Annotated in this window: 12 protein-coding genes; 1 reads left to right on the top strand and 11 read right to left on the bottom strand. The window is 56.3% G+C overall.

Annotated elements, in window-relative coordinates; all coding sequences use genetic code 11:
- From C0623_05235 to C0623_05200, 8 genes are all read right to left on the bottom strand, one after another.
- Positions 1–1,222: hypothetical protein (locus tag C0623_05235; GenBank protein ID PLY01619.1), on the bottom strand; the 1,222-nt coding region annotated here is incomplete at its 3' end.
- Between the two features lie 29 nt (positions 1,223–1,251).
- A complete protein-coding gene (locus C0623_05230; protein PLY01618.1) occupies positions 1,252–4,044 on the bottom strand; it encodes a DUF2339 domain-containing protein in 2,793 nt (930 codons plus the stop codon).
- A 312-nt stretch (positions 4,045–4,356) separates the two neighbouring features.
- The gene (locus tag C0623_05225) at positions 4,357–4,986 is read right to left on the bottom strand and encodes a lactate utilization protein (GenBank protein PLY01617.1); all 630 of its coding nucleotides are present in this window, start codon (positions 4,984–4,986) and stop codon (positions 4,357–4,359) included.
- A gap of 112 nt (positions 4,987–5,098) precedes the next feature.
- The gene (locus C0623_05220; protein PLY01616.1) at positions 5,099–6,250 is read right to left on the bottom strand and encodes a glycosyl transferase; all 1,152 of its coding nucleotides are present in this window, start codon (positions 6,248–6,250) and stop codon (positions 5,099–5,101) included.
- A gap of 237 nt (positions 6,251–6,487) precedes the next feature.
- The gene (locus tag C0623_05215; GenBank protein ID PLY01615.1) at positions 6,488–6,730 is read right to left on the bottom strand and encodes a hypothetical protein; all 243 of its coding nucleotides are present in this window, start codon (positions 6,728–6,730) and stop codon (positions 6,488–6,490) included.
- Between the two features lie 204 nt (positions 6,731–6,934).
- On the bottom strand, positions 6,935–7,564 hold the full coding sequence (locus tag C0623_05210; GenBank protein PLY01614.1) for an SAM-dependent methyltransferase: 630 nt from the start codon (positions 7,562–7,564) through the stop codon (positions 6,935–6,937).
- A gap of 41 nt (positions 7,565–7,605) precedes the next feature.
- Positions 7,606–7,860: a hypothetical protein gene (locus tag C0623_05205; GenBank protein PLY01613.1), complete on the bottom strand. Its 255-nt coding sequence runs from the start codon at positions 7,858–7,860 to the stop codon at positions 7,606–7,608.
- A gap of 36 nt (positions 7,861–7,896) precedes the next feature.
- A complete protein-coding gene (locus C0623_05200; GenBank protein ID PLY01612.1) occupies positions 7,897–9,354 on the bottom strand; it encodes a hypothetical protein in 1,458 nt (485 codons plus the stop codon).
- Positions 9,355–9,764: 410 nt separating this feature from the next.
- Between C0623_05200 and C0623_05195 the strand changes: the two genes are divergently transcribed.
- Positions 9,765–10,241 carry a hypothetical protein gene (locus C0623_05195; GenBank protein ID PLY01611.1) on the top strand — a complete coding sequence of 159 codons (477 nt, stop codon included), beginning with the start codon at positions 9,765–9,767 and terminating at the stop codon, positions 10,239–10,241.
- 51 nt (positions 10,242–10,292) lie between these two features.
- Here C0623_05195 and C0623_05190 read toward each other — a convergent pair whose 3' ends face one another.
- From C0623_05190 to C0623_05180, 3 genes are all read right to left on the bottom strand, one after another.
- Positions 10,293–10,628: a hypothetical protein gene (locus tag C0623_05190; protein PLY01610.1), complete on the bottom strand. Its 336-nt coding sequence runs from the start codon at positions 10,626–10,628 to the stop codon at positions 10,293–10,295.
- A complete protein-coding gene (locus C0623_05185) occupies positions 10,625–10,975 on the bottom strand; it encodes a peptidylprolyl isomerase (GenBank protein ID PLY01620.1) in 351 nt (116 codons plus the stop codon). Before C0623_05185 ends, C0623_05190 begins: the two co-directional genes overlap by 4 nt.
- Positions 10,976–11,098: 123 nt before the next feature.
- Positions 11,099–11,980, bottom strand: coding sequence for an AAA family ATPase (locus tag C0623_05180; protein ID PLY01609.1), 882 nt, complete (start codon positions 11,978–11,980; stop codon positions 11,099–11,101).

Genomic DNA, 11,980 nt, shown 5'->3' with positions numbered 1-11,980 from the left:
TACGGTCAGACAAGTTCTCTCTTCCTCCAAGTTCGTATGGCTTACCGGGGACGGCAACATCCGGTTTGAACGATTTCTGGCCATCTGGTCCGGATAACCTGAGCAGGGAATCGACATGGAAAGTCGTTGGTGCCAAAGTATTGCTCCCATAGGCGACAAAATAAGGACCGCTCCCCTGTGCGAGGAAGACCAACCGGTCCGGTTGCCACATAAACTCAAGTTGGGGAACAACTGCGAGCGGCGTTTCGCTTTTTTCGACCTGCAAGTCCCAAAACCTGTGGCGCCTTGTTGTCACGGAGATAGCAGGATTCTCAACGGTACGGCCGTCGAGCGATATATTGTAGGCAAGCCCTTGCCAACGATGGACCCCGGGATCTTTTTCATTCCGCGCCGACGAGAGGCGCACGGTCGCCAGGCTGTTTTTGTCCTGAAGTTTTACTGAAACGGAAGAAACCGGCAACGCTCCGCCCAGGTCTATTCGGTACTTATTTTCACTCAACCGGGTCGCTCTTCGTGTCAGGCGTTTTAGCTTTGGCTGCGCAACAATGGAGCTTTCACGGGTCAGCATCGTAACCTTTGCGAGCGTCCCTGCAAAACGGCCATCCTTGCCGCGCAGGCGCAGATATCGACTGTTGGGCCGGGGCAAAGAAATCCGGTTTTGATCTAGTCGGAAGTCCTGGTATCTGAGCCAACCGACTGTAGCCGTTGTCAATGGCTGCCACGACACGAGATCATGGCTTGTTTCGACTACCACCTCGGAAAGGAACGCCTCCGCCTCATCTGTCCAGAGCAGCTCGAGCCAATCAATCCGCTGTTTGAGGTGGCTCGCATCCAGCAGATAACCGCTGCCGCGGTTTGCATCCTGCCCCACGGCACTCTGACCGGCACGGACATTGACGATTGTCCCCTCTTTGGTCCGCTCAACATGAATGGACAGATCGTCACCTGAACGTTCTGCTTGAAGAGGGAAAAATGGCAACACCGAGACAGCAACATCCTGCCTGACCCTCTTGTTGTCGGGTCTGCGCAAGGCATGCGGCACAACTTTCCCGGAAGAATTAAACACCCGGAGGTCACCCAGATCATCACGTTGACAGCCCTGGTAGACGGCCAGGGGCAGCTCCAGCTCATAAAAGGCCTGTCCACCCGAGACCTGCAGCGGCAGCCCGAAAGCAAACTGTTCCGGCGTCACTGCAGCCACAACCGGCGATGCCGTCAGCATTGCCGCACACAATAGCAGGAAAGCTATTTTCACTCGCATTCAACACCTGCTTTCTCAACGGCCCGGGCTGGCAGAGGTGCCTTGTAACCGATCGCCAGGCAAAGCAATCCAACGACGATAAAAGAGATGATCCGTTCGATGGTACTGGTATGTGCCAGATCGAAAATGAACAGCTTTACGATCACGACACCGATCAGACCGGCACCGACCATCCAGATTGGCCGGATTTTGCGACTCGTGCCCCACAGCATGATCAGCATCGCTGTCAGAGTCCAGAATATTGAAACCGACGTCTGTACCAGATCGGACGCGATCATCGATTTCAGATCAAACGAAACCCCGCCCCAATGATGCAGGGTCCGGATCAGAACCGCATTCAACCAGAAAAAAACCGTCGCACTGGCGATAACGATCAATTGCCGGCGCTCCAGACCAATCAGGCGTATTCCGAGGTGTTGATCGAGGACGACCACCCACCAGGCCAGGGCGAGCATGACGCAGATCTGGACCAGGTCAAAAGGATTGAGGAACGGCAGATATGGCAACGGCCATGGGTCCCCCTTGCTCATCAGATTGGTCAGGATCAAACCGAGCCAGAGATAAGCAGCAACCGGCAGTAATGCATGGTAGAGGTACGCCTTCTGTCGACCGAGCAGTGGCCAGGTCATTTTGTCCCAGAATTTACACAAGGCAAACATGAACAGCGCCGGAACCATGCCTAGAACAACCAGCGACCAGACCCCGCTTCCGCGCACGAGGTGATCAGCCCACCAGGTTGCTTCCCAGGTACAGAGGCCAACCAGCAGCAGGAAGAGCCCGACGTGCAGATAATCATGCCAGTGCGCAAAGGGGCCGTCATTATCCTGATAAAGCAACCAGTAGTGCCCGGCAAAAGCAAGCGGCCAGGCAATAAATCCGCCATGAATCGAGGGATGACTGTGAAACTCAAGCAAAACATAGCCGGCAGCGACCAACATAACACCGAACAACCCGAGGTAAACCTGACTCAAATCGGGCCAAGACAGCTTGCGCCCGAAGACGAAGGCAATAACACTTGAAATGGTGACAAAACAAAGGAGCAAAACCCATTGGTGGGTATACGTGCTGAAAGAAACGATTTCGTTCACACCGGCACCGAACCACCACAGCAAACCCCAAAACAGCATAAGCCTGCTTTCAAGCTGAGCACTTGCGATTGATTCCCGGCTCCGGTTCAGACAAAAACCGCTGAACAAACCGGCAAACGAAAGGACCAGGCACCCGAGGTAAAAACTGTTGAGCACATAAATCTGGGCCGCCGGCTGATCGACCGCGCCCAGAAAGGCGAGCCCGGCCAGCGGTTGGAGGATCAGGCCGAAGACCCTCGGCATCCAGCGCTTCTGTTTGATGGCAATCCAGATAATTGCCGAGCCTTCAAGGGCCCAGGCGGTAGCCGTCCAACGTCCGTCGAGCGCTAACGGAATTGCAATCGTCCCGAAGATCACTCCCATCGCCAAGAACGACTCGACCATGGTCCGCATGGCATCACTGCCTTTTTTGTACAGCCCCCACGCCAATCCGGAATAAAGCAGACCCAGGGACAACGCCGACCAGGCCAATCCATATTCATACGGCTTAACCAGAACGGACTGCATGGCAAAGCAGACGATCGGTGTACCAAAAACCATGGTGCCATCAATAAAACCTTTCTGTGGCAGTGGCAGGTTTCTGGCAAAAAGAATCCCTATGCTGAGATAAAACAGGAAAAACAACAGCAGGAAAGGTTCTGTTGAAGCAAATAATTCGGCCGAGTAATTTTGACTCCCCCACAGGGTTCCAATTCCGAAAGTGAAGACAAAACCTAGCAAATTCAGTTCACGCCAGGAACGATATCTGGCAATCAAGACAATCCCCGCATTGAGCAGGGCATAATAACTGAACAACATGACATGATTACCGGACCCGGTCGAGGTCAGGATTGGCGCAAGAAAACCACCCAGCACACCGATGACCGCCAGCGCTCGGGCATCCTGCAGAATTGCCAGCGCGGCTGAGAAGATCGACATCCCGACCAGCAGGGCCATTGCCAGGCCTACCGGCAGGAGATGATAGAGGCGTAAGGCCGAAAAAATAGTCAGATAAAGAATGCCGATAGCCCCACCCTGCAAAATCAACGCATAGCCGGTACGCTTCATCCGCAGACGCCACCCAAATAGCAGCAGGGCTATCGCGCCAGCGGCAACAGCGAGCAGGCGAAATTCAATTGGAATCAGGTTGCGCTCGGCTGAATACTTGAGCAAAAAGGCAACACCAAAAAACAGCACGACCACGCCAGCCCTGACCACAACATTGCCCCCCGTGAAATAAGAGACAACAATGTTCCACAATTCAACCTGCCGGCCGGCACCATGAGCAGCATCCTCCCGGACCGAGCGCTCTCCTGTCGGGGGATTGATTCTTGCCGCCGCAGACGGCTCTTCCGCCATCCCGCCCGGTTCGAACATGTTGCCGCTGGCGGCTGATTCCTCCGGCATGCGCTCTTCAGAAAAAACAACCGACTCCGCTTCATGTTCCGGTTCAAAAGTAAATCCGGCATCGTCCTGTTCATCTGCTACAGGCTGAATTCCCGCAATGCTTTCAACAGCCGGCTGCGTCTTTGCCACCTCGCCCGATTGCTTTTGTATCTGCTGCTCAAGGATATTAATCCGTTCCCAGAGATTCAATACCTGTTTACAAAGCAAAGCCATTATGACGCCCAGAACGGCCCCGACCAGAAACTGGCTATGTGATGAAAAAAGCCAGATGCCGGCAATTGCGCCAATAATCCCGACTATGAATTTCATAAGCTCCCTCAAGGATAAGAATGGAAAGACTCACCATGTTAATGGTAACCATACAACCAAACAAAAACCGCCCATCGGCACATGACCGATCGGGCGGTTTGATTTACGATTATCTTTTACGGGCAAAACAGAACCACTTCATTACCCCCCCATACCGGGGAAAGTCCACGGAGGAACAGTCCCTGGAAACCAAGCGTCATCATACGTTTACCGGCTGAGGCTGTCAAGAATACCCAATAATCTCCTCCGGGGTCAGATCTTCACATTTGACATTTCACATTTTCGCTGTCGCAACAGGGAAACGTCTGTTTTTTACAGCCCCAACTCTTCGTCAATCAGCACCACCCTGATCCGCCCCTTCGGGTAACACTTGTCCATGATCGTCCAGGTGGTGCAGATCCGCTGCGGCGAGCTGCAGTCGTGGCAGCGGCCGGTCTTGACACAGGGGGTGGCCATATTGTGCCGTTTGGCGTTTATTGGCGCCGCGATGTTCTTGACCCGCGCCATCGCCGCCTCGAGATCGGGTACAATCTTGTTGCGGCCGATGAACTGCACGACGTTCTTCGGCCCGAAGGCGATCGCCGCGGTGCGGTTGCCGATCATATCGAGGCTGACCAACTTGCCGCACTCGGTGACGGCGTTGGAGCCGGTGAGGAAGAGGTCGGCGAGCAGGGCCTGACAGCGGCGCTCGACGATCTCGCGTCCTCCTGCTTCGGGATCGAAGGTTTTGATCATGTTGAGCCCGGGATTAGCGAGCAGATCCTCGAGCACGCCGGTCGCTTCAATGGTCAATGAATCGGCCCAGGAGATCAGGTCGTTCCTGAAATCCGGAAAGATCTGCTCGAAAAAAATCTGCTTCGCCTCTTCCCGGGAGGCGGCGAGGTAAACATCGAAGCCGTTCCGGATCAATGCATCGTGGCACCTGTTTAATGCTGAAGACATGCTAGCTCCTGTAAAAAACCGTTGGTCATCTCATGCCTGACCGGGTCGCCGGTTCATCAATTCATTGACTCCCCCGACCAGGTCACAACCATACGGTCACGAATAGAACCTGTCAAATTCTGTTCCCCTTAAGCTCTGCAAGTCGATAAAAGGTCCCGCGCCAGGTAATACCGCCCTGCACCAGGTTGAGAGTGGTGGTACGGATAAGGATCCAGATAAAGAGCGCCAGGGCGAGCGGGAAGCCGATAACGTACCAGCGGCTGAGCTTGTTGGCATCGGCGCAATTGATCAACAGCAGAACAATGATGGCGACGATCAGCAGGTTAAGGTAGCGGGTTGCGCCGACGGTAAAGAGCAGCGCCAAGAAAGGCCAGAGCAGCAAGAGGAAGAGGACGATCACGCCGCCAGCGGCCATCCAGAGCCGATAATCGACCCCGGCGAACGTGTTCTTCTCGAGGCCGCGTACGACCTCGCCGACCGTGCTGTACCACTCGACCGACATGAAGTCGGGGCCGGCGACAATATCCTGGGCAAAGCCGTTTTTCTTGATCAGTTTGCCGAGCTTGAGGTCGTCATCCGGGCGCAGACGGATCGCTTCATGGCCGCCGCAGGCGCGGTAGCTTTCGGCGCGAACCAGGTTGAAAGCGCCGATACCGATATGGGCCCTGCTTTTCGGATCACGCGCCTTCCACGGCCGGGTGAACATGGCGAACACGAGCATGAAGGTGAGACCGAACATCGGCAGCAGGCGGCCCGGCATCTCCATACGCGGCGTCACCACGAGATGATCGACCTTTTCGGAAACCAGGTAGGCGACCGCCCGTCTGATCAGCGACGGCGCCATCACGATATCGGCGTCGGTGAAGAGCAGCAGCTCGCCGCTCGCCCGCGCTGCGCCGAGCCAGAGGGCGTTGTTCTTGCCGAGCCAGCCGGCCGGCAACTCGGTGACATGCACCACCTGCATCCGCGGATCATCCTTGGCGATCGCATCCATGATCGAAGCGGTGGCATCGTCGGAACGATCATTCACCAGGATCAGTTCAAGGTCGGGATAATCGAGCTGCTGCATGGCGGCGAGGGCCGCGCCGATGTTGCGCTCCTCGTTGCGCGCCGGCACGATGACGCTGACCCGCGGGATGTGGGCAGGGAGTACCGGCTCAACCGCCTGCAGGGAACGGATCATCCGGTTGCCGCGGATCAGGTCGATGCCGACGACGATATTGACCAGCAGCGCCGCAAGGGCGAGAGCAAGGGTAAAGGTCATAGCCACACTTTCAGGAAAGAAGATCGATGGGGAACAGCTTATCTGATCGGAAAGGGAAAAACCAGCACCCAGGATGATATGAAATGCGGCCCATCAACAGGTAGCGGCGCTGATCGAGGTTGAGACCCGGCTCAGAGCCGGAACACGCGCTTCAGCCTTGAGGCGAGCGGATGAAGGTCTGCAGATGCGGACCGGGCCGGAGCAGCTGAACAGGCCGGCCTGAAAAACCAGGCCGGTTCAGGACAATTTGGCTTTAGGGACGATCGAGTAGCGTTTTCCGTTTGGCGCGATCTCTTCCTCGAGGGGGCGGCCGCTCGCTTCGCGATAGATATAGCGATAGCACTTGGTCCTCAACTTGCCAAAACAGTAGACATCGACAATCTCGTGAAACGCGGTCACCTTGTCCTTACTCGACAGATCAGGATTGAATCGTTTAAAAAAGTCGCAGTCGAGATAATATTGACAAATTTTCTCTGCCATTGGTCATCTCCTCTATCACAACATTAATAACAATATACTTTATAAACCGGCTCAGCACCAAAAGATTTATAGAGCTTTTGCCCGCTGATGACAGACCGGCAACAGGCAAACAAGTCCCAAGACGCCGAAACGGGGTGGTCGGGGGATGGGTCTAAATCCAACCGGACCAATGTTGTTGAATACAGGGGATCCGAAGCCGGAAGGTCATTCCTGTTCGGTTTTCCGTGCCACGATAAAGACCGCCTTGTTTTCACCCGGACTCCATTGCTGATCAATGGCAAAGCCGCCATCCGTCATCGCCTTGACCAGCTTGTCGGTGGTGAAGACCTTGACCAGCGGCATCAGGCCGAGCAGGCGTCCGAGCGGCACCATGAACCGGAGATAACGTTGGGCGTCACCGATGCAGGCAGTGCTGGTGACGAAAACCCCGCCCGGTTTGAGCATGCGGTAGACCCGGCCGATGATCTCTTCCTTGTCGGCAACCAGGTGGAGGATGCTGAGGCCGAGCACGACATCGTAGCCTTCATCGGCCGGCTCGAACTGCTCGATCGAAGCAACGCTGAAGTTGACATTGTCGATGTTCGCTTCAGCCGACTTGCGCCGGGCGATCTCGATCATCTTCGGCGAGATGTCGATCGCCTCGATCCGCCGGACGTACGGGGCATGGGCGATAGCGGTCGAGCCGGTGCCGCAGCCGAATTCGAACAGTTCCATTTCCGGCTGAAGGTAGTCGCGGGTGATCGCCAGCTTGCGCTGGTAGGTCTCTTCGTCGGCGACCGGTTTGCGCGCGTAGCGTTCGGCGATCCGGTCCCAGAATTCTGCGGATGAAGTCATTGTTGTCCCTGCTGCTGCGGTTGGCGCTCTTTGCCCTGCATTCACATCGAGAGGCCGGCAAAGGCGTTGCGAATCTTCATTTTGGTGGCGCGATCATCACCTTCAAGTTCGGCGAAAAAAACGATCTCGTCGGGCGAGAAGAGTAACCGGACCGTGTGCTGCGCATCGGCAAGGCGCAACATCCAATCGCCCCCCTGATTGACCCATTCGGCCGAGGGGCGCAGCCCGTGGTCACGGGCGTAGCCCAGGGCCACCTCCTCAAGCATCAGCTTGCCCTTATCTATCATTTCGGACATCAGAGATCTCCTGGCTGCAACACGGGCAGAGCCCCACTACTGGGCTCCGAAGATCGGCAGCGGCTTGCCGTTGACCTGCAGCTGGCTGTCGGCAAAGACCAGACGGCTTGTGACTTGTTCACCGTCGATGACAATGAAGCCCTGGGCGGCGTACATCTGCAAAAGCATCTCGACCTGTTTATTGATGAGAGCCTGTTTCTCCAGCTCGCTTACCTCCGGCTGCTGACCGCTTGCGACCGCTTTTTGGTATTGGCTCTCAACATTGCTCCTGATCATCGCCTTTGCCAGCTGCCGATCGACGACGAGATCGGCGGCGACCTTGAAAAACGGGACATACATCGAAACCATCGCCAGCTCGGACGGCGCTTCGTTCTGCGGATGGTCATACTTAAGTTTAATCATTCCCCGGGCTTCGCCTTTCGGGGTGTTGACATAAAAGCGATTGATATTGAATTCCGGCTTGTTCGCCAGCAGGCCGACCACCAGCCTCGAGTAGACCGGCATCAGCCGCGCGATGATCGCATCCGGATCGAGCTGGTCGAATTCACCGTAAGCGCCCAGGATCTCCTGCTGGTAGTCGCTGAGGGCCTGACCGGAGAAGTTTTTCATTTCCATATCAATTTCCAGCGGCCCATAGACCTGGTCGTCGACGGTCATCCCTTCCCCGAAAACAGTCTGACGGTAATCGACGAGCTGACCATCGTAGCTGCTGTCGGAATCGATGCGAACCTCCTGCATCCGTACCTGCGTCCGCTTGCCGCTCTTGCGGACCGGGACATCCATCTGCATGCCGCCGATCAGCATATTGCCCGAACAGACGAACAGCATCGGCAGAGCCTCCACCATGTCGAGCTGGTAGCTGATAGACTGCCATGTCATCGAACCATCCGCGAAGCGGAGATCGAGGTTCGGCATCTCGACCTGACCGACCAGTTTGCCGCCCGGCTTGTATTCGGAACTGGCTGTCAGGCCGCCCCAAATGAGGGTCACATCCTCGATCTCGGAGCTGAATGGCGGAATTTCCATCGCGCCGCCGATGCTTCCGTCGAAGCCGATGCGGGAATAGGAGAAGGCGTCGGCAAGCTCGGGCACTTGCTGCAACAGGTCATCAAGATCCGGTTCGACCCCCGAGGTCGAGACGATGCGGGTCGTCATCAGCGCCAGGGCCGGGGTCGCACCCTGTGGTGCACCGATTGGCAGCGGCCCGTGAAAGATGTCATGCCCGAAGACCACCCGGACCGTTTCAAACTGCAGGTCCTCGCCCTCTGCGGACGGCGCCTTCGGTATTTGCATCTCCATCACCGTCTCGGCCCTGGCCGACAGGTAGCCGCGCCGATAGCTCTTGACCGAGGCCTTGACCGGGCCGAGGTTGGCGTATCGCTGAACCAGGCTGCGGTATTCATCCTCGACCTTGCTGCCGACAAACCAGGTTGCGCCGGCCCAGCCGGAAACAGCAACCAGAATAACGATGACAATGAGAACAATCTTTTTCATGCGACCTCCTGACAGGGAAACAGGATAAAATCAAACGATAAAAAAACCGCCTGTCGATTAGCTCTCGACAAGCGGCATCATCTTATCACATCGGTAAATCAGGTCAATTTATCCTGCAATGCCGCGGCCGTGGCGGCAGAGGGTCAAGGTCGGCACGATCGATCGAGCCGGGATGACACACCTGACGCACCCGCCAGTGTGTCAAAAAACTCGAATGGTTATTGAGCCGGTGCGGACCAACCCGCCAATCGCCCCGAAAGAGGATCCCTAAATAACCGGATTAAAAACATTATCCTCCCTGCCATCAACAAATTTTCCGGCAAGGCTGTTTTGTGCACGTTATTTGCTATACACTGGGTGAAGGCTTACAGAAAACCGTCAACATCAACTAAGATCGTTTCGGAGAGACTATGTCAGAGGATTACCGCCTGTCGGAAAAACAGCACGAAGTATTCGGCATTGAACTTCAGAGGATGCGCAACAAGCTCGGCGAGATTTCGTTCGAGCTGACCAAGGCCTACTCCCGGGAGGTCGCGGCGCTTGCCAATGCGGCACAGCAGGCGGTTGACAACCTGCGGCACCAGATGAGCAGCCTGGCGGCGAACGAGAGTCCAGGAACCAACTCTCTGCGCAACCAGTACCTGCGTGGCAACGATGTGATGGACGACGTCAAGCGCAAACTCGAGCACACCAAGTACCTGCTGTCGCTGCCGATCGATTTTGACAAACTCGCACAGGAAGGGCTGCTGGTACCGCATGGCGACAAGTTCAGGACCAGCGACCTCAACAAATTGCCGGAACAGGTCATGAACCGGATCCAGTTTGTCGAACAGGAAGGGGAAGACACCATCCTCACCCTCAATATCAAAGGGCTCGACCGGGAGTAAAGCCGCACCGGGTCGAGGGCTGCTCTTTTAATAGTTTTTACTTCAGCAGAATTACGGATCGACCGCAACCACCGGCAGATCGTTGTCGATCCAGCCGAGGATACCACCAGCCAGATGCTGCGCCCGGCGGTAAGAGGTCTGGCTGTTGAGGAAATCGAGGAGGACGCCGGTCCGGCGGCCGGTACGACAGACCAGCACCAGCTGATCCTCCGGCCCGACCAGCTTGCCGAGCTGGTCCAGCCAGCCGTTGATGTCAGCTTCGGTGAAGGTCAAAAGGTGGCACCCCTTGATCACCCCGGTGGAACGCCACTCATTCGGCTGGCGGATATCGACGAGGACCTTGCTGTCGAGCCCTGCAGCCAGTTCGGCGGAATCTATCTCTCTCATTTAACCCCCAGAACCTCGACATCAAAGATGAGATCGGCGTTCGGCGGAATGACCCGGCCGGCCCCGCGGGCCCCGTAGCCAAGCCGGCTCGGGATATAGAGAGTCCGTTTGCCGCCGACCTTCATTCCGGCCACGCCTTCATCCCAGCCGCGAATGACGCGACCCTGGCCGAGCGGAAACGAGAACGGCCGGCCGCGGTCGACCGAGCTGTCAAACTTCTGCCCTTTCTTGCCGTCTGCATCGAGCCAGCCGGTGTAATGGACCTCGACAACCTTGCCGGGAACAGCTACGGCGCCGTTACCGATGGAAAGCTCTTCGTAGCGCAGACCGGAATCGGTCGTAATCATTTCGGCCGGGCTGTTGGTGACACTAAAGAGCAGGACGAGCATGATCAGTAAAAAGATTTTTTGCACAAGGCACCTCCGGATTCTGTTTTCGCTCAATTTAATGCCAAACATATCGGTTGGCAACTATTTAAGAAGGTATTTCCCGACATAGTTCTTCGAGAACTGGTAGGCGGTGCGGCCGCAACGCTTGGTCTTGTCGTGCGACCATTTGATCGCCGCCCGTTCGAGTTCCTTGCTCCAGGGAACCTCCTGGCCAAGCTTAGTGCTCCACTGTTCGAGGCAAAGCTTGACCGCTTCGAGGTAGCGGTCCTGCGAGAAGACATGGAATGGCACCCAGAGACCGAAGCGGTCGGAGAGTGACGATTTCTCCTCCTGGATTTCGCTCTGCTGCAGCTCCCCCTTGACGTACTTGCCGCCGAGGTGGTCACCATCGTATTCCGGCAGCAGGTAGCGCCGGTTCGAGGTGACGTAAATCAGCACGTTTTCCGGAGCCGAATAGACCGAACCGTCGAGGGCACTCTTCAGCATCTTGTAGGCGAGTTCGCCGGTCTCGAAGGTCAGGTCATCACAGAGCATGATGAAGCGATAGGGCTGATCTTCGACAGCGGCGAAAATCTCCGAGATGTAGATCAGGTCCTCTTTTTCGACCTGGATCACGCGTAGGCCATCATCGCCGTACTCATTGAGAATCGCCTTGACCAGAGAGGATTTGCCGGTGCCGCGCGAACCCCAGAGCAGGGCGTTATTGGCCGGCAGCCCCTGGATGAACTGGCGGGTGTTGTTGATCATGATTTCTTTCTGTTCCTCGACCCCGAGCAGATCATCGAGCCGCGTGTTGTCGGTGACCTTGACCGGTTCGAGGTAGCCGGAGAAGGAGTGGCGGCGCCAGTTGGCGGCATAGGTTTCAGCCCAGTCAAGCGACTTAACCGCTTTCGGCAACAACATTTCAACCGAGCCGAGTACGCGCTCCAACTGAGCGACAACCTCAGGTTTCAGGTTCATCAT

This window comes from Desulfuromonas sp., from assembly GCA_002869615.1.
In the GTDB taxonomy this organism is placed as follows: Bacteria; Desulfobacterota; Desulfuromonadia; order Desulfuromonadales; family UBA2294; genus BM707.
This window is presented reverse-complemented; position numbering and strand designations above follow the sequence as displayed.

Excerpts from the sequence above, each read along its gene's own strand:
- C0623_05230 (PLY01618.1), bottom strand. The coding sequence starts at position 4,044 with ATGAAATTCATAGTCGGGATTATTGGCGCAATTGCCGGCATCTGGCTT.
- C0623_05225 (PLY01617.1), bottom strand. The coding sequence starts at position 4,986 with ATGTCTTCAGCATTAAACAGGTGCCACGATGCATTGATCCGGAACGGC.
- C0623_05220 (PLY01616.1), bottom strand. The coding sequence starts at position 6,250 with ATGACCTTTACCCTTGCTCTCGCCCTTGCGGCGCTGCTGGTCAATATC.
- C0623_05215 (PLY01615.1), bottom strand. The coding sequence starts at position 6,730 with ATGGCAGAGAAAATTTGTCAATATTATCTCGACTGCGACTTTTTTAAA.
- C0623_05210 (PLY01614.1), bottom strand. The coding sequence starts at position 7,564 with ATGACTTCATCCGCAGAATTCTGGGACCGGATCGCCGAACGCTACGCG.
- C0623_05205 (PLY01613.1), bottom strand. The coding sequence starts at position 7,860 with ATGTCCGAAATGATAGATAAGGGCAAGCTGATGCTTGAGGAGGTGGCC.
- C0623_05200 (PLY01612.1), bottom strand. The coding sequence starts at position 9,354 with ATGAAAAAGATTGTTCTCATTGTCATCGTTATTCTGGTTGCTGTTTCC.
- C0623_05195 (PLY01611.1), top strand. The coding sequence starts at position 9,765 with ATGTCAGAGGATTACCGCCTGTCGGAAAAACAGCACGAAGTATTCGGC.
- C0623_05190 (PLY01610.1), bottom strand. The coding sequence starts at position 10,628 with ATGAGAGAGATAGATTCCGCCGAACTGGCTGCAGGGCTCGACAGCAAG.
- C0623_05185 (PLY01620.1), bottom strand. The coding sequence starts at position 10,975 with ATGATTACGACCGATTCCGGTCTGCGCTACGAAGAGCTTTCCATCGGT.
- C0623_05180 (PLY01609.1), bottom strand. The coding sequence starts at position 11,980 with ATGATGAACCTGAAACCTGAGGTTGTCGCTCAGTTGGAGCGCGTACTC.